This window comes from Corynebacterium sp. ES2730-CONJ (assembly GCF_024834055.1).
Taxonomy (GTDB): Bacteria; Actinomycetota; Actinomycetes; order Mycobacteriales; family Mycobacteriaceae; genus Corynebacterium.
In genome coordinates this window covers 262,898-286,095 of the sequence record NZ_JANUXZ010000002.1, presented here as the reverse complement: position 1 = coordinate 286,095, position 23,198 = coordinate 262,898, and the positions used below count along the sequence as shown (strand labels likewise).

Here is a 23,198-nt window from a genome sequence, read left to right as displayed (position 1 = left end):
AAATTGGTGAGACAGTACCCCCACTACGACGGACAACTTGGCGCCCTGTATACCCCTTCAGCCACCACCTTTAGGCTCTGGGCACCAACTGCCGCTACGGTTACCCTCTATCTTCGCTCCGAGGCCTACCCCATGACCCAAGGGGATCACGGGGAGTGGGAAACTATATGTCACGGTGACTTCCACGGAGCCGAGTACCATTTCGGCCTCAGCTTTCCAAATGGCACAACTACGACGAGCGTGGACCCCTATGCCCGCAGCGTGACCATCAACGGTAAGCGGGGCGTTGTTGTGGACGTCGACACGCTACTCGGACCAGCTCAACGACTCGACAGCTTCACAGATCCGCGCACCGCGATCATCTACGAGGCTCATATCCGCGACCTCACCATCGGGCCGAACAATGGAATCACCCATAAAGGCGCATTCCTAGGCCTCAGCGAAGCTGGCACCCGCACCACACGGGGCAACCTCTCAGGGCTCGACTACCTCAGCTCCCTCGGAGTCACCCATATCCAACTACTGCCCATCTTCGACTTCGGCAGCGTCGACGAAGCCGGCGATCTCAGCTACAACGCCCAGTACAACTGGGGATATGATCCAGAGAACTACAATGCCCCGGAAGGCTCCTACGCCACCATCCCCGGCGACCCACTGCTGAGGCTGACCGAGCTGAAAAAACTCATCGACGCCCTGCACGCGCGCGGGCTGCGGGTAATCATGGATGTGGTCTACAACCACGTTTACGAGGCCGAAAGGCACCCCTTCGAACTCACCGTTCCAGGCTATTATTTCCGCACCACCAGTGAAGGCGCATTCTGCAATGCCACCGGCTGTGGCAATGAAACAGCATCCGAGCGGTCGATGATGCGTAAATATATCGTCGATTCTGTTCTCTACTGGGCCCGCACCTTTGGCCTCGACGGATTCCGCTTTGATTTGATGGGCATTCACGACGTAGACACCATGAACGCCGTGCGCCGGGCGCTCGATACGGTGGATGAAGGCATCATTATCATCGGAGAAGGCTGGGAGATGGGCAACCACTCTCAGGGGGTACGTGGCGCTCATCAGGGCAATGCTGCCCTCATGCCAGGTGTGGGTATGTTCAATGATTTCTATCGCGATGTGGTGAAGGGGAGTAACTTCATCCGCACTGGCAGTGGCTTCATCTCAGGGGCTAGCGGGGATGATGCCCGCAAGTTATTTGACGCCCTCAATCCCTTGGATCCCAGTCACTCAGTGGTCTACAACGAGGCCCATGATAATTGGACAATGTACGACAAACTACGTGGTACCACCGGTTTGGAACAGGCCCCTGAGGAGGAGATCGCTCAACGCCACACTCTAGCCACCCTCACCCAATACCTAGCGCGTGGCATGGTCTTCCTTCACGCAGGTCAGGAATTTCTACGTACCAAGGGTGGAGATGAAAATTCCTATAAGAGCCCTGATTCCGTCAACGAATTTGACTACGACCGTGCCCAGCTTTTCGCCAAGGAAGCGGGTTTTGTTCGCCACCTAAATACTTTTCGTAAAAAGTACTCGTGGACCTACGATCCGCAGTATCTCATGGAGCTCATGAGCGCTGAGGGGCGGCGCCTAAGCTATCGGGTTAACGATGCCTTCGGCCCTGGCCGGCACGCGATTGTTATGCTAAATGGGGAAAATAGGCACTGGCTACACCCTGTTACCTCAGGAGCTTACCGAGTGCATATCAACCAAGGTGTGGTATTCCACAACCCCGCTCCTATAAACCTAAGCCATGAATATGTGGTGGGCCCCCTGAGTGGAACGGTTTTGGAGTGTGTCGAGTAGGCCACTAAGCGATATGCGTAGCGGCCTTTCTAGGATTGCTTTCCGTAGTACTCGAGTGCCCACTGGGAGACGCTTTTGGGGTGCGTCCGAAATTCGAGCTTTCCGCGTTTAGAACGGCGCAGCCCGGGAACCCCAGTTTTGGGATCTTTCTCGATTCGCCCGTGCCTCGAACTGATCCCTGGCACGTCGCAATTAAGACGATTATGCACCCGACACAGGGGCGCTAAATTGTCGTAGGTGGTCGGTCCCCCGCGGCAATGGGCCTCGATATGGTGTCCATCGCAGCTGATCGCTGCGATATCGCAACGCGGATGCACGCAGCTTAGATGCTCAATCGCGGCAATATATTTTTGATAAGGATTAAAGTAGCGGCCCTGTATGGTGCGCTGAATTCGAGCAGAGCTGACAGGTGCTGGGCGACCTTCGGCATCCAGCCCCCAGCAGATAACGTAGCCGAATGTGCCGATCTTCTCGTTGATGAACTGGCTGAGGTTAATTGTCGCGCCATCACTGGTAGCGATGCGCCCATCGGAAAAATACCTGGTTCCAGCCTCGAGCGGAAGAATAAAACAGGGCTCGTGGATGGGCTTTTTCTCCGGTGATCCCGTGATAAGGCGGTTGATGGCGGCTTGGCCGATGGCGTCGAGAAGCGTCAGTGATTCGTGTGCGGCGCGTAGGGCGCGGGCATCGGCGGCGAGCCTGACCCGCAGCATGTGAGCGCGATCTTCACTTAACCACCCAGAGAAGTGGATTCGCCCGTGGGCGTCGGGGACGGTACCCATGGAAAAGCGTGCCTGCGGCATCGGTTTCTCCATCCCGGCGTTTTCTTCGCGCACCCGCCGGGTCATGAAAGTTCGCAAATCGCGAAGCAGCATGGAGGGTGCTCGGCGGATGAATTCCTCGCGTAAAACGTGAGTATCGATAGATGCTGAGATCTTCTTTATATATTTATTGATCACATCAACCTGATCGACGCTCAGCTCCAAGCGAGCGGCGAGCGCTAAGTGCTTACGATCGAATTGCCGTGCCAACCAATGGAGGTGTTTTGCGCGGCTTAAATCGATCCCCGCACCCGCTTCAAGCTCCTCGGGTGTGATGGAGTGCGTGCGCACATGGTTCAACATCGCGGCGCCGGAGCGCTGTGCGGTGATCCATGTGCGGTAGCTCATGCCCTCAGCCTAACCTGAGCCGGCTGTTATCGCGCGGCGAGCTTTAGACCCCTGTGGATAACCTTTTCCCGCCCCACTACGCTGTGTTTTTACTGGCCGACGATCACCGCACTCGCAGGTGGCAACCACTTACCCGAATTTAGGTCAGCGTTGAGAGCAAAGAGAATCTCGCCTTCATCGCGGATCTCTATTGGCTCAGTAGACATATTGATGGTGACCACTACCGATGAGCGGCGATAGCGTAGCACCCGATCGGAGGAGATATCGGAGAGGAATTCTAAACCCCCTGAGGCGTGGAGGTCCGGGGTATCGCGGCGCAATTTAATCAGGGTGCGCACCACGTGCAGCAGCGATTGGGGATTCTGCTCGTGTCGCTCCACCGTCTTCTCAGGGCCCTGATTAGCGAAAGTGGGCAGGTAAGTATTTGGGTTCGTGCTAAATCCCGCTTGTGGCTTCGTTGACCACTGCATAGGGGTGCGCGCGCCGGTGCGGGTATAGCCGCCCTCATGGGTAGGAAGATCTTGATAGTCCATGGCGATTTCATCGCCGTAGTAGATAAACGGAATACCTGGCATGGTGAGCAGGAAAGTGAAATAGAGCCGCAACTCAGCGTCGGTGAGGTAGTGGGAGATACGTGGATTGTCATGGTTGCCCGTAATCAGGCTGAAATGGCCCGCGCCGACGCTGGCACGGTAGTGCGGGAGGTACTGGTCGATGAAGTCGCTGGCTGCTCTCGAGCTCACGGCCGAGAAGAAAGCGTTATCGGCACGAACCAGTAGGTTATAGCCGTTCCCCGGCCAATCGAGGTAGAAATCCATATCGAACCCGGCTTCCAGGGACTGGCTGGGGTTTCCCCACTCGGCAACAAAGATCGCATCGGGGTGCGTTTTCTTGACGTTTGTGAAGATCTCCTGCCACGCCCTTATGGTTGCGCTCTTATCTGGATCGTGTTTGACCAAGGAATCAGCCATATCGACACGGAATCCATCAACACCCTTATCGAGCCAGAATGTGATTACTTTCGCCATCTCTTCGCGGTTGCGCTGCGCCCCCTGAGAGGATGTAGGCTGCTGCCACGGGGTCTTCGGTGTGGCGAAGCCGTAGTTCAGAGCCGGTTGGGAGTGGAAGAAGTTGAGCACATAGCAACCGTTGCGCGGAGCTACTCCGGCGACGAAAGGCAAAGAATCGGCGTCGCCAAACCATGAGTTCGTCCAGATATAGCGGTCATCCTCAGGGGTCTTATCAGGGGAGGAGGATTGGATAAACCAGGGGTGTTCATCGCTGGTGTGGCCGGGTACAAGATCGAGCAGGAGGCGGATACCTGCGGCGTGGAGAGCGTCGATAAGCGCGCTGAGATCGTTGGTGGTGCCGTAGCGAGGCGCTATCTGGTAGTAATCGCGCACATCGTAGCCGGCATCCTTGAAGGGGGAGTCGAAGATGGGGTTGAGCCAAATGGCGGAGATGCCAAGCTGTTGTAAATAGGGGATCCTGTCGATGATGCCGCGCAGGTCTCCGATGCCGTCACCATTGGAGTCTGCAAAGGATTGGGGATAGATTTGATAAAATGTGGCTTTTTCCAGCCAGCTTTTTCCGCTGTGCGTTTCCATAAATACCATGTTAGTAGTGACTAGGATGTGATTCATGAGGCGTTTTCGACGGTCGCCGGCCCGCTTGGTGGCAGAGTCTTTTCTGGGCCTCATTGTGCTGGGTACGGTGCTTCTAAGCATGCCGTTCTCGCATGCCACCGAGGAGTCGAGCATCCTAGTTTCTTTGTTTACCGCCACCTCCGCGGTCTGTCTCACCGGTCTCGTGGTGGTTGATACTGCCACTTATTGGACGCATCTGGGTCAACTTATCATTATCGGCCTCGTGCAGCTCGGCGGACTGGGAATTATGACCTTGGCAACCCTAGCCTCGTGGGCAATAGCCGGCAGAATGGGGGTTCGCTCCAGACTTAATGCATCCGCAGAGGGCCGGGGATTGCATCTTGGTGAAGTCAAGGGACTCCTCGCAGCCACGATAGGATTTACGCTCGTCGTAGAAATAGTGGTGGCAATGAGTCTCAGCTTGCGTTTTTATCACCACTATGGCCTCGGTGTTCCGGCCGCTATCTGGGAGGGGAGCTTCCACGCCATTTCTGCCTTTAATAACGCTGGTTTCGGGCTCGCCTCCGATAACCTCGTGCCGTATGTCCGCGACGAAGTCATGCTCTGGCCAATCGCGCTAGCCATAATTTTAGGCGGTCTGGGTTTTCCGACGCTCCTAGAGTTAGCCAAGCGGGTGCGTACGCGCGGACACCTGAGCTTGACGACGATTTTCACCCTCTATGGCACGGCCATCCTATTGTCCGCTGGCATGATTGTGACGGCTTTCTTTGAGTGGAATGGGGCGCTCGCGCACCTATCCCCAGGGGATAAGCTCTTCTCCGCTTTCTTTCACTCGGTGAGCTCGCGTACGGCAGGGTTTAACTCCATCGACCTATCGATGTTTCACCCCAATGAACTCATGGCTACCAATATTTTGATGCTCATTGGAGGCGGATCTGGGGGGACCGCCGGTGGGGTGAAAATAACCACAGTTGGAGTCTTAGTTGCTGTGTTGATCGCAGAGATCAAAGGCGACGATGAGGTGGCTATTTATGGTCGCAAATTGCCTGACCGTACCTTACGGCAGGCGTTGGCCGTGGTAACCATAGCGGCATTTCTGGTCTTTTCCTCCATTATGATCGTAATAGTCTTGGCACCAGACTTCGCCACTGATCAATTGGTCTTTGAGGTCATTAGTGCCTTTTCTACGGTAGGACTGTCTACTGGTATCACCTCAGCCCTGCCCCAAGGCGCTCAGATTGTGCTCATTATATTGATGTACGCTGGACGGATTGGGCCGATTACCGTGGTGGCGGCGTTGGCAGCCCGCGACCAGCAGCGACATTATTCTTTCCCTGAAGAAAGGCCGTTCATTGGTTAAATTATTTCGGCGCCAATCCGTGGTGGTTATTGGTTTAGGTCGCTTTGGTATGGCATTGTCTGAAGAATTGGAAAAGCAGGGTGTGGAAGTGCTCGGCCTCGATATGAACCGCGAGGTGGTGGCGCGGGCGACCGAGAAACTTAGTCATGCCGTGGTGGGCTCGGGCACCGATGAGGCGGCCCTTAAGCAATTGGGCGTGCAGGAGGCGCGCCGGGTCGTGATTGCCATCGGATCCGATTTGGCGGCCAGTGTTCTTGCTGCGCAATCCATTTTAGATTTAGGGGCGCCAAATGTGTGGGCTAAGGCCGATGGAGACGCTCACGAGAAGATACTCAAACGGATTGGGGTGCACCACACCATTCGCCCCGAACGCGATACTGGCCGCAGGATTGCCCATCTGATTGGGGGAGCGGCGGAGGAGTATGTGGAATTCGATCACGATTTTTCCATGATCAAATTGGCTCCGCCGGTAAATTTCTTGGGTTTAAGAGTGGAGGAAACTCCTCAGGGGGTCGATATTGTGGCCGTGCGTAAGCAGGGGGGTAGGTTCACTCGCCCCGTTCCCGGCCAGCGCATCGAGTCGGGCGATATCATCATCGTTGCTGGTGCTCTGAGGAGTTTAGAGAGCTTCGCAGCATCCTAATTTCTACCCCCTTTCGTGGGCTTTTTCGGGCGACGGAAGGGGGCTTTACTGTGACTAACTGCGGGTCAAAATGTGATTATCTTCATTTTTTTAGCAGACGTGATTCTAAATTCACAGCATAAGCCCCCTTCATGCTCTGCTAACAGCCTTCTTCGTCTTTGTTCAGGTGGTGCGCTGTGTTTAGATATGATTATTGAGCTTTAGCAGGATCCTTTTCCTTTGGTAGGAAAAAGAACATTGCATATCGCACATATCTTAAAAGTTCTCCCTTTTGTTCAAAAGTGGAGAGAATCTTCTACAAGAAAGTGGTGTTTGTACAGTGCTGAACACTCGCAAAGCCTTCGCAGCAGTAATTGCTGTGGCCTTGGGCTCCGCTAGCCTGGTTGCTTGCTCTAATGACGACGCTTCGACCAATGATGCCGCAGGTTCCGCATCCGGCAGCGATATCACCTTAACCGTATGGACCTCCCAAGAAGATCAGACCAACTCCGATGCCTGGCTACAGTCCATGGAGAAGGCTTATGAAGAGGCTAATCCAGATCTGAATATCACCTGGAAGAACTCCGTGGTGTCCTCGGCTGATGCTGCTACCACCGTGACCCAGGACCCATCCGCTGCTGCTGACGTGTACGTATTCGCCAACGATCAGCTCGGCTCGCTGATGGCCGCTAATGCTATTGGCGCACTGTCCGACGATGGCAAGGCACAGCTCGATATGCAGGCTGAAAAGTCCCTGGCTGACTCCGTCGTGGGTAGCGATGGAGAGTTCTACGGGCTGCCTTATGAGCCAAATACCTGGTTCATGTACTACAACAAGTCCAAGCTGAGCACCGAAGATGTCAAGAGCTTCGACACCATGTTGGACAAGGCTAAGGTTTCCTTCCCAATCTCTAACTCGTGGTACCTCTCAGGCTTCTATGCAGGTGCTGGCACCACGTTCTTTGGTGCTGACGGCCTGGATGAGGCTGACGGCATTAAGGCCGGCGATAACGCAGCCGCCGTTACCGAGTACCTCGCAGGCGTTGCCAAGAACCCGAACTTCATTAACGACGCTGATGGCGCCGGCATGGGCGGACTCGCAAACGGCTCCGTCGACGTGGTCTTCTCCGGCGCCTGGGATGCGCAGGCCGCTGAAGAGGCTCTAGGCGATGACTACGCTGTCGCTGCTCTGCCAACCTACAAGCTCAACGGTGCAGATGTGCAGATCAAGGCCTTCTCCGGTTCTAAGGCTGTGGGTTATAACCCAACCTCTAAGAACCAGGTTGAAGCTGCTAAATTCGCTCAGTTCCTCGCCTCCAGCGAGTCTCAGAAGGCTCACTACCAGCTCAACGGTGTGATCCCTGCTGATAAGACCCTCGTTGATGACCCCGAGATTTCTCAGGATCCAGTGGCCGTCGCTCTCTTCGAGACCGTTGCTAATGCCTCCGTGCTGCAGCCTACCTTCAAAGAGATGAGCGATTTCTGGGAGCCCGCTGATAACTTCGGCAAGGCTCTTGCTAACGGTGAGGTCACCGAGGCTAATGCAGCTGAGAAGACCGAAGCCTGGTTCAGCGCCTACAAATAAGGCTGCACGTTTTTCCTAGCTTCCAAGTAGTTCGATAGCTACTTGATAACAAGCCCTGAAGCGCTCTGCCTCCATAGCACGATCTGCTTCAGGGCTTTTGTCGAATCGAGATACTGACGACGCTGGGAGTACCCCTCTTTTCACAAAGGAGAATTCCAATGAAGCACCGCGGCCAAGAAGCCGAGTTCAAGATTGGGCAAGCGTGGAGCGATGGCGATATCCTCACCAAGCTATCCCTTTTTGTCTTCGGTTTAGGCAATCTCGCGCGCAAGCAGTACGTCAAAGGTGTGATGCTGCTGGCCATCGAGATCTTAAGCGTCACTCTCTTTATTACCAAAGGCTTTTCTAAGATCGCTGCGCTGCCCGAGCTTGGTGGCGAGGGCGGTCAAACCCGGGTGAAGGTAGACGGTTTCTGGACCTACGTCACCTCAGAGCCATCGATCGTTGTGCTGCTAAACGGCATTGTCTCCGTCGTCGGAGTCCTCGCCTTCTTATGGTTTGCCACCATCGCTTTGCGCAGCGCCTTCAAAGCTCAGGTACAGATTGAAAACTACGGTCAAGCTCGTAGCTTCAAGGGCGATCTGAAAGCACTGCTGAATACAGATGCACCTATTCTGTTTATGACCTTGCCAACTGCCGGCATTCTCATCTTCACCGTCTTGCCACTGATCTTCATGATTTCGATGGCATTTACCAGCTTCGATTCCAATAATTCCCAAAACTTCAAGTGGGTCGGTTTCGAAAACTTCGGACAAGTATTTAGCAACGACGGCGGCCAAGTGAACTTTAACCTGTTCATTGGTGTGTTGATCTGGACCCTCGTCTGGGCTTTCTTCGCTACTTTCTTGAACTACTTCTTGGGCATGTTCTTGGCTATGGTGATTAACCGCCGTACCACCCGCGGTAAATCCTTCTGGCGGGCGATTTTCTCGCTCTCGGTAGCTGTTCCACAGTTCGTATCGCTATTGGTGCTGCGCTCTATGCTGCAGCCTCAGGGTGCTATCAACCGGTTGCTACTCGATTATGGTCTTATCGATTCGGCGCTGCCATTTTTCACCGATACCACCTGGGCCCGTGTCACGGTGATTGTTATCAACCTTTGGATCGGTATTCCTTATACCATCATGCAGGTCACCGGCATTCTGCAGAATATTCCCGGTGAGCTCTACGAGGCAGCGCGCCTCGACGGCGCCAGCTGGTGGCAGACCTTCCGCAGTGTCACCATGCCCTATATGTTGTTCGTGATGACCCCGTACCTCATTACTACCTTCACGGCCAATGTGAACAACTTCAACGTTATCTACCTGCTCTCCGGTGGTGATCCGACCCCAGTCGGAGCCTCGGCTGGTAAGACTGACCTCTTGATTACCTGGTTGTACAAGCTCACTGTGGACAAGGGCGACTACAATATTGGTGCCGTCATCGGTATCTTGACCTTCATCGTTTTGTCCACCGTGGCGTTAATTACCTATCGCCGTTCCGGCTCTTACCGCAATGAGGAGGGTTTCCAGTGAGTAAGACCCTTGATCACACTGATGCCAAGATGACCGACCAGCGGGCTGCCCGCCGGGTGGGGGATATCTTAAGCTACGCATTATTAGGCACGCTCTCCATAATCTGGGTCATGCCCATTATCTGGATTTTTGCCAACTCTTTTAATAAGAATACGGCACCTTATTCCTCGACGTTCTTCCCCACGGAGTACACCTTCGATAACTATATTGCGCTCTTTACCGAACGCGATGTTCTCGATTTCCCGAGGATGTTCCTCAATACCTTTGTCATCGCGGTATTCACCATGCTGATTTCGGTATTCTTCGTCTTGATCGTCTCGTTCTCCCTCTCGCGTATGCGCTTTAGGTTCCGCAAGGTTTATATGAACCTCGCGCTGACCTTGGGCATGTTCCCAGGCATTATGGCCGTCGTTGCTATTTACTTCATTTTGAAGGCCATGGGTCTTACGGGTGGTTCGATGACCAATATCGCCTTGATCATCGTCTACTCCGCTGGCTCCGGTATGGGCTTCTACATCATGAAGGGCTATATGGACACCATTCCTAAGTCCTTGGATGAGGCTGCTTATCTAGATGGCTGCTCGCGGTGGCAGGTCTTCTATATGATCATTTTGCCTATTGCCAAGCCCATGATTGTCTACCAAGCTATTATTGGCTTCCTGGTACCATGGCTCGACTTCGTGCTGGCAAAGGCAATCGCACGCACCCAGGATAACTACACGGTAGCTCTTGGATTGTGGAAGATGCTGGAGAAGGAATATATCCACGATTGGTTCGCTCGGTTCGCTGCTGGTGCAGTGTGCGTTTCGATTCCTATCGTGATCCTCTTCATCGTCATGCAGCGCTACTATCAGGAGTCTATGGCGGGCTCCGTCAAGGGCTAAGAATAGCGCACAGATTTTTTCAGGGCGCCTTACTATATATAAGTAAGGCGCCCTTCATTACTATGATTAGGGGCTATGATGACCAGTAATTTCGCAGCCAAAGGGCTCAAAATCCGCGGCCTTCTCATCATTGCGAGCATCTTCTTGCTTTTCCACGTGATCAGCCTCGGTATCGAGCGTCGCTTGGTACCGGATATTGCCCAAGCGAGTTTTGGGAATCTTTCTTTTGTGATCATCCTTGAGATCCTCAGCTGGGCCGCCTATCCACTTCTGGCCTTTTGTTTCCTTATTGCACTTGAGCATCTTACGGTTACGCGGGACCTTGTTTTGTTGACCCTAGGGCTAAGCGTTGTGAGTGAATGTGCAGAGGATTTTGCCCGTAGTGGGCGGCTGATCGATATGCGTTCCCAGAGTTTTGTTTGGGCTTTTGTATTGTGCATCATTTGCTACCAAGCGCTGAAGTCTAAAAAGGTGCGCTCGCGTCCGCTAGTGGCCGTGGCCATCATCGTGGCCGCTTTATTATGGGCGTTTATCGCCCAACTGGGAGTGCGTTTTAGTGGGTTCGTGCCAGGGGCCATCCTCCTTGTGTTCTTCCTCGTATTCTTCTACCTCAAAGGCCGTGAAAATACTATGATGCTCTCCGCTGCCTTAATGGGCGCTACCTTTGCCGTCGCTCCGGCTTTCGGTGTGGTCTTTTTGCACTACCGTGCCCCTAGCGTGGAGATTGAGCCGCAGTTTCCACCCGCGTGGATACTAGCGGCGTACCCGGTGGCACTGATCATTGCTGGGTTTTAGAATTTGACGAGCCCATGTCCGTGGGACTAGAGTGTCCAATAGTCCCATATGTGGGAGTCTTGGAATTTTGCCCAGTGTCTACTGGGAGCCTGGATTCTAGCAATTAGTTAGATCTTCAAGATTCTTCAAGAAAAACGGTAGCGGCCCCGGAAAGAGCCCCTATTTTTGTTTGTTTAGGGGCATATAGGGATTGTCGCAATCGTCAAGAAAATTCCAGATAGTGAGCGAAATTTCCTCCTCCGGATGGATGAGGATCAATCGAAGAGAAAGACTGTTCATGCCAACTATTCAGCAGCTGGTCCGCAAGGGTCGCCATGATAAGACTGCAAAGGTAAAAACTGCAGCTTTAAAGGGTTCCCCTCAGCGTCGTGGCGTGTGCACCCGTGTGTACACCACCACCCCTAAGAAGCCTAACTCCGCTCTGCGTAAGGTCGCCCGTGTGCGCCTAACCTCCGGCATCGAGGTTTCCGCTTATATCCCAGGTGAGGGCCACAACCTCCAAGAGCACTCCATGGTGCTCGTGCGTGGCGGTCGTGTGAAGGACCTCCCAGGTGTTCGCTACAAGATCATCCGTGGCGCCCTCGATACTCAGGGTGTGAAGGACCGTAAGCAGGCCCGTTCCCGTTACGGCGCAAAGAAGGAGAAGTAAACAATGCGTAAGAATGCAGCTCCCAAGCGTCCAGTTATCAAGGATCCAGTCTACGGATCCGAAGTTGTGACCCAGCTGGTTAATAAAGTCCTTCTTGATGGCAAGAAGTCCACTGCCGAGCGCATCGTGTATGGTGCCCTTGATAAGTGCAAGGAAAAGACCGGCACCGATCCGGTGCTCACCTTGGAAAAGGCACTGGGCAATATCAAGCCTGAGTTCGAGGTTCGCTCCCGTCGTGTCGGTGGCGCTACCTACCAGGTTCCTGTTGAGGTTCGTGCCGCTCGCGCCAATACTCTCGCCCTGCGCTGGTTGGTGACCTTCACTCGTCAGCGTCGTGAGAACACCATGATTGAGCGTCTTGCTAACGAGATCCTCGATGCCGCAAACGGTTTGGGTGCTTCTGTGAAGCGTCGTGAGGATACCCACAAAATGGCTGAGGCTAACCGTGCCTTCGCTCATTACCGCTGGTAATCTTAACGCTTGCGGGCGCTATTAAGGCGCCCAATATGTGGATTACTATTAGAACTATTATCCCTTCAGCTACATAAGTTAGGAATACCGTGGCACCACAAGAAGTGCTTAAGGACCTCCACAAGGTCCGCAATATCGGCATCATGGCTCACATCGATGCCGGTAAGACCACCACCACCGAGCGTATCCTCTTCTATACCGGTATCAACCGCAAGGTAGGCGAGACCCACGATGGCGCCTCGACCACCGACTGGATGGAGCAGGAAAAAGAGCGCGGCATCACCATTACCTCCGCTGCTGTGACCTGTTTCTGGAATGGCAATCAGGTTAATATCATCGACACCCCAGGTCACGTTGACTTCACCGTTGAGGTGGAGCGTTCCTTGCGCGTGCTTGACGGTGCCGTAGCCGTTTTCGACGGCAAAGAGGGCGTAGAGCCCCAGTCCGAGCAGGTGTGGCGTCAGGCCGCTAAATACGATGTTCCTCGTATCTGCTTCATCAACAAGATGGACAAGCTCGGTGCTGACTTCTACTACACCGTGCAAACCATCATCGACCGCCTCGGCGCCAAGCCATTGGTTTTGCAGCTGCCGATCGGCGCAGAAGATGATTTCGACGGTGTTGTTGATCTGCTCGAGATGAAGGCTATTACCTGGCGCGGCAAAGTCGAGACAGGCGCTGAGCCAACCATCGAGGAAATCCCAGCTGATCTGCAAGAGAAGGCTGAGGAGTACCGCGAGAAGCTGCTCGAAACCGTTGCTGAGTCCGATGAATCCCTCATGGACAAGTACTTCAGCGGTGAAGAACTCAGCGTTGAGGAGATCAAGGCTGCGATCCGTAAGCTGACCGTTGCCTCTGAGGTTTATCCAGTGCTTTGCGGTACTGCTTACCGCAATAAGGGCGTTCAGCCTTTGCTCGATGCCGTCATTGATTACCTCCCGAATCCTCTCGATATTGGCGAAGTGATCGGCCACGCTGTGGGCGACGAGTCCACCAAGGTCTCCCGTAAGCCTTCTATCGACGAGCCTTTCTCCGCTCTCGCTTTCAAGATCGCTGTTCACCCCTTCTTCGGTAAGCTCACCTTCGTGCGCGTCTACTCCGGCATTGTGGAGCCTGGCACCCAGGTTGCTAACTCCACAAAGAGCAAGAAGGAGCGCATTGGCAAGCTCTTCCAGATGCACGCCAACAAGGAGAACCCTGTCGACCAGGCTCGCGCTGGAAATATCTACGCTTTCATCGGGCTCAAGGAAACCACCACCGGTGATACCCTCTGCGATGCCAATAACCAGATCATCTTGGAGTCCATGGACTTCCCGGATCCTGTGATCAAGGTATCCATCGAGCCTAAGACCAAGTCTGACCAGGAGAAGCTCGGCGTTGCTATTCAAAAGCTCGCTGAAGAGGATCCAACCTTCACCGTGGAACTCGACGACGAAACCGGCCAAACCGTTATCGGTGGTATGGGCGAGCTCCACCTAGATGTTCTGGTGGACCGCATGAAGCGCGAATTCAAGGTGGAAGCTAACGTTGGTAACCCCCAGGTTGCTTACCGCGAGACCATCCGCAAGGCCGTCGATCGTGTGGAATACACCCACAAGAAGCAGACCGGTGGCTCCGGCCAGTTCGCAAAGGTCATTGTTGCCTTCGAACCTTATACCCCAGACCCAGAGACCCTCGAAGAGGGCCAATCTGCTACCTATGCTTTCGAGAATGCCGTGACCGGTGGTCGCGTGCCTCGCGAGTATATCCCGTCCGTCGACGCAGGTATCCAAGATGCCATGCAGTACGGTTACCTCGCTGGCTACCCCTTGGTTAATATCAAGGCCACGCTGCTCGACGGCGCCTACCACGACGTTGACTCCTCTGAAATGGCCTTCAAATTGGCTGGTTCCCAGGCTCTCAAGGAAGGCATTGCTAAGGCAAAGCCAGTCCTGCTCGAGCCAGTGATGGCCGTCGAAGTGATCACTCCGGAAGAGTATATGGGCGACGTGATCGGCGATATCAACTCCCGCCGTGGTCAAGTCAACGCCATGGATGACCGCGCCGGTGCGAAGGTTGTTAAGGCACGTGTGCCGCTATCGGAGATGTTCGGTTATGTTGGTGACCTGCGTTCTAAGACCCAGGGTCGTGCCAATTACTCGATGATTTTCGATTCCTACGCTGAGGTTCCTGCGAGCGTATCCGCCGAGATTATCGCGGAGCGCAACGGTAGCTAGACGCTCACCCAGGTAGCCTCCGTTGAAAGTCCAGTACATGGGAGGCTATCTGGGTAACTAGGGTAGTGGCTTCCTTGAGTCATTTTTCTTAGATATAATTCTAAAAGTGGCTTAAGGTGGCCGTTACCCTAGTAGATCCTATATCCACGAGATTTCACTAGCGGTTTGAAAAAAATGCGGTGGAACCTTAGGATCATGTAACTGGCATAAGTAATCGCTGAGCGCCAGATCATCCCCGAGGTGAGAAGGATCAGCACCATCAATTTTTGTGGCTGCGAGGTTCGTGGCCACCACGAAAAGTCCAGGAGGACACACTGTGGCAAAGGCCAAGTTTGAGCGCACTAAACCCCACGTAAATATTGGTACCATTGGTCACGTTGACCACGGTAAGACCACTACTACCGCTGCTATCACCAAGGTTCTGGCTGATACTTACCCAGATCTGAACCAGGCTTTCGCCTTCGATGCCATTGATAAGGCACCTGAGGAAAAAGAGCGCGGCATTACCATCAACATTTCCCACGTTGAGTACCAGACCGAGAAGCGCCACTACGCTCACGTTGACGCTCCAGGTCACGCCGACTACATCAAGAATATGATCACCGGTGCTGCCCAGATGGACGGCGCTATCCTCGTTGTAGCTGCAACTGACGGCCCCATGCCTCAGACCCGTGAGCACGTTCTTCTTGCTCGCCAGGTTGGCGTTCCTTATATCCTCGTTGCTCTTAACAAGTGCGATATGGTCGATGATGAGGAAATTATCGAGCTCGTGGAGATGGAAGTTCGCGAACTTCTCGCTGAGCAGGATTACGATGAGGAAGCTCCTATCGTTCACATCTCCGCTTTGAAGGCTCTCGAGGGCGACGCTAAGTGGACCGAGTCCATCGTTGAGCTCATGAACGCCTGCGACGAGTCCATCCCAGACCCAGAGCGCGAGACCGACAAGCCATTCCTCATGCCTATCGAGGATATCTTCACCATTACCGGCCGTGGCACCGTGGTCACCGGTCGTGTCGAGCGCGGTCAGCTCAAGGTTAACGAGGATGTTGAGATCATCGGTATCCGCGAGAAGAGCACCTCCACCACCGTTACCGGTATCGAGATGTTCCGTAAGCTCCTTGACTACACCGAAGCTGGCGACAACTGCGGTCTTCTTCTCCGCGGCATCAAGCGCGAAGACGTTGAGCGCGGCCAGGTTGTTGTAAAGCCAGGCGCTTATACTCCTCACACCGAGTTCGAGGGCTCTGTCTACGTTCTCTCCAAGGACGAAGGCGGCCGCCACACCCCATTCTTCGACAACTACCGTCCACAGTTCTACTTCCGCACCACCGACGTGACCGGTGTTGTGAAGCTTCCTGAGGGCACCGAGATGGTTATGCCTGGCGACAACGTCGACATGTCCGTCACCCTGATCCAGCCTGTTGCTATGGACGAGGGCCTGCGCTTCGCTATTCGCGAGGGCTCCCGTACCGTTGGCGCCGGCCGCGTTACCAAGATCATCAAGTAATGATCACCGCACCCTAAAAGGTGCGCACTAATCACCGCCTTATCTCCGCTTAGGGGATGGGGCGGTTTTTGGCATTCCTACAGGCATTTACTTCTGCGAGATTATAACGCTCAGAAATGCTGAACCTCCCAGGCTAAGATTTCAGATTGCTGGTGATGTCTTCCAGGCCCATAACGGGCTTGATGAAACTGATCAAGCGCTTATACCAAAGGCTGCTAAGCTGAGTTTTTATGGACCAATTAAGGCTCTATATGTACGAGCAGTTAACGATCGATCCCTGGCGTATCCCCGTGGTGATTCTTTCGGGGATTTTTACCTACCTCGGCTTTATCGTATTGGTTCGGATTTTTGGAGCCCGGGTGCTCTCCAAGATGCACACCTTCGATGCCGTTGTTATTGTCATGTTTGGAGCGGTGGCAGGACGTGCAGTTATCGGTCACCCGCCCACTTTAATGGCGGGAATAGTGGGACTCGGCACGCTTATGGTCATGGAATCCATTTTTGGGATGATCCGCGACGGTCGGTATATCAAGCGAGTCATCAATAGCCACCCCCAGGTCATCGTCGCCAACGGAGAGATGATCGACGATCAGCTACGCAAAACTCATGTATCCCCCTCTGATATTCGCTCTGCACTACGCAGAGCAGGTATACCGACACTCTCTATGGTGCAGCTGATGATTCTAGAACCAACCGGGGACCTTACAGTTTTCAAGGTCGGTATTCCCGTAGATCCCGATCTTCTCAAAGGGGTGGCTGGTGTGGAGTATCTCTACCCCTAAATAGAGAAATTCTCCTGCCGGCATTATGCCGACAGGAGAATACTAAAAAAGAATCTTATTACTTAGCCCAGCCGATATTCTCTACCGGAAGATCAGCGAAAGCGGTGGCGCCGAAGTTAGCCAAACCCTTCTTTACGCCAACCATTTGAGGACCGTTGTACATAGGGACAACACCGTAGGTAGCAAAAGCTTCCTCTTCTAGTTTATTCGCTTCCTTAATTTGCTCCTCAGCGGTGGGTAGCTTTTGGAGCTTGTCAATCTTGGCATCGAGTTCAGCAGAACCCGTGCCCGAGATATTCAGCTCGGAGTCGGTATTATAGAGCTGACCGAAGTACGCGGCTCCAAAAGGATCAGAAGACCTAAAGCTAAGGAAGAAGAGATCGAAGTCCTTGGCGGCCATAATCTTGGAGAAATCAGATGACGGGCGCTCTTGGATGGAAAGATCCACACCAATATCCTTCATCATCTTCTGCAAAGCAGAGGCAAATGCCTTATCAATTGCGGAGTCGCCCAGCATGGTGTAGCGGATGCTGAACTTTTGGCCATCCTTCTCGCGGATCCCATCGCTACCAGCAACCCACCCAGCTTCGTCGAGCAACGCTTGAGACTTTTCTGGGTCGAAAGCCCCTACAGAACTAAAGTTATCTTCGTAGCCCGGCTGGAAGGTGAAATAGGTCAGTGAGCCTGGCAGTTCCTCAGTATAGTCCAGACCATTGAAACGGATCTCTGAGATTAGTGCGCGGTCGATGCCCTTCACAATAGCCTCGCGAACTTTAATATCGCCCAGTTGTGGTGCCTGGGCGTTGAGCATCATCAAAGCATTGGAGGTAAGTACCGAGGAACGAATATCAATAGCATCACCCAGCCCGCGAGCGGTGGCAAGGTTGTCTTTGCTGCTCACGCCGGCGGCATCGATCTCGCCAGCTTTGAAGGCATTGATCGTTGCCAGATTCTCCATGGCGCGCAGCGTCAGCTTCTCAAGTTTGGCGGTCTCGCCCCACCACTTATCATTGCGAACGAAGGTTACGGTATTGGCGTTCGGGTCGAAGCTGTCCACGATGAATGGACCGGCACCCCATTCAGGATGCAGAGTGTTGATATAGCTCTCATTGAAAGTCGCGGGATCGTTAACCTTTGGGTGCAGGATCGAGTTAAACAAGCCCTGCCACCACGGGTAGGTGCCATCGAAGGTGATGATTACTTGCTTATCATCGTCACCCCGGGTGACAGCGGAAATGCGCTCATAGCCATCGGTGCCGCTAGGAACCACCTGAGGGTTAGAGCCGTTATTCATCTTCCAGGTGTTCTCAAAGGCGGTCCAGTCAATGGGGGTACCGTCGTTGAAGGTTGCATCAGGGTGAATATCCCAGGTGAGTACCAAATTCCCATCTACGATATCGTCCTTGACATCAGTGAGGTAGGCGGGATTGGCGTGCCAGGTGCCATCACCGTCGAAAAGGGCGATCTGTGGGTTGAAATAGCGCCAGATCCTGGTTGTATCAGCCGAGCTATTACCGTGGAAACGATTGAGTTGCTCGGGAATTTCTGAGATAGGCAAGACCAGCTCGCCGCCATCCTTGATCTGATCGCGCTCGAGCGGGTTATAATCGCCAGCAGCCTTGATCTCGAACTCGGCTGAGCCTTGGCCGGAGGCTGATTGGGAGCCAGTGCCCGTGGTGGCACCGTCGGCGCACGCACCGAGGGTCAGAGCAGCAACAGATAGCGCAGCCATCGTTGCAATGCGGATATTCTTCTTCATAAGGAAAAAATCTCCTTCATTGATCGTGTGAGGGTGGGTATAAGCGGACGTCAAGAGGGCACCGGGTTATCATGCCCGTGAGTCCAGAGCCTTTCTCATGATGAAGAAAATCTCTGCACGAGACTGCGATACGACGGATCAATCGACCGCAACCTCGTGCAGAAACCTTTTCGCTCTCTAAGCAAACTATAGAGGTGGTGCCAGGATCTTAGTACTCATGTATATTGCTGATACTTTATAATCCTGACACCACAGGGGCAAAGTCTTTATCGACGCGCAACCGTTGGATCGGGGATGGGGATCGCCTCGAGCAGTTGCTTGGTGTACTCGTGTTGCGGATGATCGAAGATATCATCCACCTCACCCTCTTCCACGAAGCGGCCTTTGTACATCACTGCGACCCTATCGGAAAGATGGCGCACGACAGAGAGATCGTGGGCTACGAAAAGATACGATAAACCGAGCTTGCGTTTGAGGTCTTCAAGAAGGTTAATTACACCCGCTTGGATCGAAACGTCGAGGGCAGATACCGGTTCATCGAGAACGATCACACTGGGATTGGTCGCCAAGGCTCGAGCGAGGCCGATACGCTGGCGTTGACCGCCAGAGAAATGCCCGGGGAAGCGATCAATTTGGGAGGTATCCAGGCCGACCAAAGTCATGAGTTCTTGGACTCGGCGATCAATATCGCCGTCGAAGCCGAGCGCATATAACGGTTCAGCGATAACTTCCTTTACCGTCAACCGGGGGTTGAGCGAACTCATGGGATCTTGGAAGACAATCTGGATTTGTTTTCGCGCTTCTCGACGCTGGGTGCGTGTCATCGATGATGCATCAATACCATTGAGAATCACGTGGCCGTGGGCTGGATCAAGATCCATGATCTCAAGGAGAGTTGTGGTTTTACCGCAACCAGATTCACCAACAATAGCCATGCACTCACCCTGGTGAATATCAAAGGTCAATCCGTCGACCGCCTTCACGGTGCCAACTTTGCGCTTAATGAGAGCACCTTTAGTCAGCGGGAATTCCTTGCGAAGATCCTTGACACTGAGCGTAACTGGACGTTCGTCGCGTGGGATTTCAGCAAGAATATCCGGGCTCAGTGGGGGTAGTTGGTACATGCGCTCACCATCGATCCTGCCATCGAGGATCTCTTGAGAGCGAAGGCAAGCCGATTGATGAGCCTGGGTTCCTGGCACGAGATTGAGGGAGGGCTCTTCTTCGTGGCAGCGTGGTTGTACCACTGGGCATCGGGGGGCGAATTGGCAGCGATCGCGCAGTCCCACGAGCACGGGGGGATTGCCCACGATAGGTGTTAAGGGTTCGTCTGAGGAAATATCAGGGCGGGGGGTTGATCCGAGGAGGCCGACGGTATAGGGCATCCGCGGTTGGGCAAAGACCTCAAAGACATTACCTTTTTCCACAGGCCGCCCCGCGTACATCACGAGGACGTCATCGGCGGTTTCGGCCACCACACCCATATCATGGGTGATCATGATAGTGGCGGCACCAGTCTCGCGTTGGGCGAGTTTAATGACATCGAGGATTTGCGCTTGGATGGTGACATCGAGCGCGGTGGTGGGCTCATCCGCAATGAGCACACGAGGATTATTTGCAATCGCAAGGGCGATGACCACGCGCTGGCGCATACCACCAGAAAATTCGTGGGGGAAGGACCTCACCCGTTTGTGCGGCTCTTTAATACCGACAAGATCTAATAACTCTATGGCCCGCTTGAGTGCATCGGCTTTGGAAATCCTTTGGTGCGCTTGCAACGCTTCTACAAGCTGGGTGCCAATATCAAAGACGGGGGTCAGTGCCGAGAGCGGATCCTGGAAGATCATACCGATGCCGTTACCGCGAATCCGTGACATTTCACTGTCGGTTTTGCCAATTAGTTCTTCACCGGCGAAACGAACCGAGCCTGCAATCTTGGCATAATCCGGAAGGAGACCCATAACAGACAGTGAGGTGACCGACTTCCCCGATCCGGACTCGCCCACAATTCCTAGAGTTTGACCAGGAAAGAGGTCAAAAGACACACCGCGCACAGCATTGACAACACCGGCTTCGGACGGGAAAGAGACATTAAGGTCGCGGACTGAGAGTATTGGGGTATTTAAGGCAGTTGTGCCTTCGAGGGAATACGAGCTAGGCGAACTCATGCGTTTCCTCCGGACTTTGAGTTGGGATCGATGGCATCGCGCAATCCGTCAGCAATAAGCGCTAACGAGACCGTCAGTAGGGTCAAGATCGTGGCTGGGATATAAAACTGCCACGGAGCAGTGAGAACAGTGGCGGTGCCGCCTGATAATAAGGTTCCCAAAGACACATCGGGGAGTTTGACACCTAAGCCGAGGAAGGACAACCCAGTCTCGCCCATAACTGTCGATACCGTGCCGAGAACAAATTGGATCACTAACAGCGAGCTGATATTGGGGAGCATATGGCGGACGATAATTCGTGACTTGGATACGCCCATATAGCGAGCAGCCCGAACAAAGTCGTTTTCACGCACGGAGATGGATAGTGACCAAATCACGCGAGCCGAGTACATCCAGCCGAGGAGAATCATTACGAAGATGAGCACTTTCCAGTCGCCGCCGGAGTCAGAAACCAGCAGCGCCAAAATGAGGAAGCTGGGAACCGCGAGGAGGAAGTGAATAATCGCTAGAATGATCTTTTCTACCCAGCCGCCGAGAAGGGCCGCTCCGGCACCAACGATGGCGGAGATTATGGTGGTCGACAGTGCAACACTCACGCCGATAATGAGAGAGCGTCCCAGACCATGGGCGGCCTGTGCAAAAAGGTCTTGGCCACCGTCGGTGGTGCCAAACCAGTGCTCGGACGATGGAGCGCTTGACAGGTTAAGGAAATCAGGTTCTGTAAACGACCACGGGGTGAGCAGGCCACCAAAGGCTGCGAAGAGAGCGAGGAGCCCAAAAATGACCGAGCCGATGACCGCACCCTTATTGCGCATGAAGCGGCGTGCGTAGAGTGTGAGACGGGAGGTGCCGCGGACGAGTTCCGGTGTCTCGGGAGGGGTAGGTTGGGATTCGTTCTCATCGGAACGAATCTCTGAGCCATGGGGCACAGTTGCACCGACGTGGAGGTTTGCTGGCGGCATCACCGTTGAGGTGGCCTCGTCGATATCGCCTGTGGGGCGTTGATTATTATCGTTCATGGTATTAACTCACTCGTACTCGAGGATCGAGGGCAACGACGACTAGATCGGCCAAAATTGCGGAGACGCCGGTGAGTGCAGCCCCGAAGGCGGCAACGGCCACGGCACCGTGGACATCATTTTTCGATATGGTTTCCACAAAATACACGCCCATGCCGTTCCATGCGAAGATTTTTTCAGTCAGTACCGCGCCCGTAAAGATGCCGGGAACAGCGAAGGCGACCGAGGTGGCGACCGGGATGATGGAGGTGCGCAATGCGTGCCGGCGAATAGCCTGTCCCTTTGTCAGCCCTTTAGCTCGGGCTGTGCGTACATAGTCGGCGTTAATATTGTCGAGTAGCAGGGAGCGCTGCATGAAGTGGTAGCCAGCATAGCCAATAATTACGAGAGCGATTGTTGGCAGAATGAGGTGCTGGGCATAATCGACGAGCTTGGGAAAGAATCCCTCCACGCTGGGGTTCGAGGCCCCGGTGACATAGAGGATACGAGCTCCTACTAGGTCGTTGATCTTAATCGCTGCGGCTACAACGATAATCGATGCGACGACGACGTGGACATTCATGGCCACGATTGAGATAGCCTGCCAGATTCGGTCACCTCGCTGGTATTGCCTAGACGCTGTGTACACGCCCACCGACACTCCAAGGACGATGGTTATGAGGGTAGCGACGAGCATCAGTTGAGCGGATACCCAGATGCGGAAACTAATTTCATCATTAACGAGGGATCCAGTTGGAGAATAGCCCCAGTTCCAGTGGAGCAGGATATCGCTTAACCAATTCCACCACCGCTGCCACAAGGGGATGGTGGGGCTGAGATTATAGGGCACAAGGAGTGTGTCAATCTGCTCGGGGGTTAACGGTGGCCTCCGCCCAATATAATTCGAGCGAGGGTCGAGGAAGGCCGACGCTAGGAAGAAAGTAATATTTGTTGCCAGAAAGACGATGAGCGTCCAGCTAGCTGCTTTCCTCAGTAGATATTTGAACAATGGTTTTCTCCATCACGTGCGAAAGTCACAGGGCTTTAAAGTTCTCCAGGAGGCTTAAAACCGGCGTTGGTGCGTAAAACGACAGTATCCCACATCTACTCCGGCATTGTGAATACGGAGCCTGCGGAATTATTGCAATTGTTGTGCTTATAATTTACGGCTCTACGCGGACTTTTAATAATTACAGCTCGCAGAAGCTAAAAAAATTTCGATAATATTCGATCCGTCCACTACCCCCACAGCGGTGATGTGAGGATTATTGCTGCTGGATTTTCTCCCTATTGA

The 23,198-nt window shown here is 53.8% G+C and carries 18 protein-coding genes; 12 read left to right on the top strand and 6 right to left on the bottom strand.

The features are described from left to right. The first annotated feature begins 6 nt into the window (after nucleotides 1–6). Nucleotides 7–1,818: a type I pullulanase gene (gene pulA, locus NXS13_RS03540; RefSeq protein ID WP_259289371.1), complete on the top strand. Its 1,812-nt coding sequence runs from the start codon at nucleotides 7–9 to the stop codon at nucleotides 1,816–1,818. Nucleotides 1,819–1,847: 29 nt separating this feature from the next. On the opposite strand, the gene NXS13_RS03535 is transcribed toward pulA, so the two are convergent. After that, nucleotides 1,848–2,987 carry an HNH endonuclease signature motif containing protein gene (locus NXS13_RS03535; RefSeq protein WP_259077480.1) on the bottom strand — a complete coding sequence of 380 codons (1,140 nt, stop codon included), beginning with the start codon at nucleotides 2,985–2,987 and terminating at the stop codon, nucleotides 1,848–1,850. 89 nt (nucleotides 2,988–3,076) lie between these two features. Beyond that, nucleotides 3,077–4,594, bottom strand: coding sequence for an alpha-amylase family glycosyl hydrolase (locus tag NXS13_RS03530; protein ID WP_259289370.1), 1,518 nt, complete (start codon nucleotides 4,592–4,594; stop codon nucleotides 3,077–3,079). Between the two features lie 34 nt (nucleotides 4,595–4,628). On the opposite strand from NXS13_RS03530, the gene NXS13_RS03525 reads away from it, so the two are divergent. The 11 genes from NXS13_RS03525 to NXS13_RS03475 all read left to right on the top strand — a co-directional run bounded on the left by NXS13_RS03525 (nucleotide 4,629) and on the right by NXS13_RS03475 (nucleotide 16,979). Next, nucleotides 4,629–5,954: a TrkH family potassium uptake protein gene (locus NXS13_RS03525; protein WP_259289369.1), complete on the top strand. Its 1,326-nt coding sequence runs from the start codon at nucleotides 4,629–4,631 to the stop codon at nucleotides 5,952–5,954. After that, a complete protein-coding gene (locus NXS13_RS03520; protein ID WP_259077474.1) occupies nucleotides 5,947–6,597 on the top strand; it encodes a TrkA family potassium uptake protein in 651 nt (216 codons plus the stop codon). The genes NXS13_RS03525 and NXS13_RS03520 overlap by 8 nt, the downstream gene beginning before the upstream one ends. Before the next feature lie 319 nt (nucleotides 6,598–6,916). Next, entirely contained in the window at nucleotides 6,917–8,161 is a 1,245-nt protein-coding gene (locus NXS13_RS03515) for an extracellular solute-binding protein (RefSeq protein WP_259077472.1), read from the top strand. A 158-nt stretch (nucleotides 8,162–8,319) separates the two neighbouring features. Then, complete coding sequence (locus NXS13_RS03510; protein ID WP_259077469.1) at nucleotides 8,320–9,675, top strand: carbohydrate ABC transporter permease; 1,356 nt, start codon at nucleotides 8,320–8,322, stop codon at nucleotides 9,673–9,675. A gap of 29 nt (nucleotides 9,676–9,704) precedes the next feature. Further along, nucleotides 9,705–10,559: a sugar ABC transporter permease gene (locus NXS13_RS03505; protein WP_396124724.1), complete on the top strand. Its 855-nt coding sequence runs from the start codon at nucleotides 9,705–9,707 to the stop codon at nucleotides 10,557–10,559. 75 nt (nucleotides 10,560–10,634) lie between these two features. Continuing rightward, the gene (locus NXS13_RS03500; protein WP_259077465.1) at nucleotides 10,635–11,354 is read left to right on the top strand and encodes a hypothetical protein; all 720 of its coding nucleotides are present in this window, start codon (nucleotides 10,635–10,637) and stop codon (nucleotides 11,352–11,354) included. A gap of 277 nt (nucleotides 11,355–11,631) precedes the next feature. Next, nucleotides 11,632–12,003, top strand: a complete 372-nt coding sequence (gene rpsL, locus NXS13_RS03495; RefSeq protein ID WP_025251882.1) for a 30S ribosomal protein S12 — start codon at nucleotides 11,632–11,634, stop codon at nucleotides 12,001–12,003. Nucleotides 12,004–12,006: 3 nt separating this feature from the next. Beyond that, the gene (gene rpsG / locus NXS13_RS03490) at nucleotides 12,007–12,474 is read left to right on the top strand and encodes a 30S ribosomal protein S7 (RefSeq protein ID WP_259077463.1); all 468 of its coding nucleotides are present in this window, start codon (nucleotides 12,007–12,009) and stop codon (nucleotides 12,472–12,474) included. Between the two features lie 143 nt (nucleotides 12,475–12,617). Then, on the top strand, nucleotides 12,618–14,690 hold the full coding sequence (gene fusA, locus NXS13_RS03485) for an elongation factor G (RefSeq protein WP_259077795.1): 2,073 nt from the start codon (nucleotides 12,618–12,620) through the stop codon (nucleotides 14,688–14,690). Between the two features lie 316 nt (nucleotides 14,691–15,006). Next, the gene (gene tuf / locus NXS13_RS03480; protein WP_259077461.1) at nucleotides 15,007–16,197 is read left to right on the top strand and encodes an elongation factor Tu; all 1,191 of its coding nucleotides are present in this window, start codon (nucleotides 15,007–15,009) and stop codon (nucleotides 16,195–16,197) included. A 230-nt stretch (nucleotides 16,198–16,427) separates the two neighbouring features. Further along, nucleotides 16,428–16,979: a DUF421 domain-containing protein gene (locus NXS13_RS03475; RefSeq protein ID WP_259077460.1), complete on the top strand. Its 552-nt coding sequence runs from the start codon at nucleotides 16,428–16,430 to the stop codon at nucleotides 16,977–16,979. A 58-nt stretch (nucleotides 16,980–17,037) separates the two neighbouring features. Here the strand turns inward: NXS13_RS03475 and NXS13_RS03470 are convergent, their stop codons facing one another. The 4 genes from NXS13_RS03470 to NXS13_RS03455 all read right to left on the bottom strand — a co-directional run bounded on the left by NXS13_RS03470 (nucleotide 17,038) and on the right by NXS13_RS03455 (nucleotide 22,913). Beyond that, nucleotides 17,038–18,738: an ABC transporter family substrate-binding protein gene (locus NXS13_RS03470; protein ID WP_259077457.1), complete on the bottom strand. Its 1,701-nt coding sequence runs from the start codon at nucleotides 18,736–18,738 to the stop codon at nucleotides 17,038–17,040. 266 nt (nucleotides 18,739–19,004) lie between these two features. Continuing rightward, nucleotides 19,005–20,906, bottom strand: coding sequence for an ABC transporter ATP-binding protein (locus NXS13_RS03465; protein ID WP_259289368.1), 1,902 nt, complete (start codon nucleotides 20,904–20,906; stop codon nucleotides 19,005–19,007). Continuing rightward, nucleotides 20,903–21,925, bottom strand: coding sequence for an ABC transporter permease (locus NXS13_RS03460; protein ID WP_259157982.1), 1,023 nt, complete (start codon nucleotides 21,923–21,925; stop codon nucleotides 20,903–20,905). The genes NXS13_RS03465 and NXS13_RS03460 overlap by 4 nt, the downstream gene beginning before the upstream one ends. A gap of 4 nt (nucleotides 21,926–21,929) precedes the next feature. Beyond that, nucleotides 21,930–22,913, bottom strand: coding sequence for an ABC transporter permease (locus tag NXS13_RS03455; RefSeq protein WP_259077448.1), 984 nt, complete (start codon nucleotides 22,911–22,913; stop codon nucleotides 21,930–21,932). Between the last annotated feature and the right edge of the window lie 285 nt (nucleotides 22,914–23,198).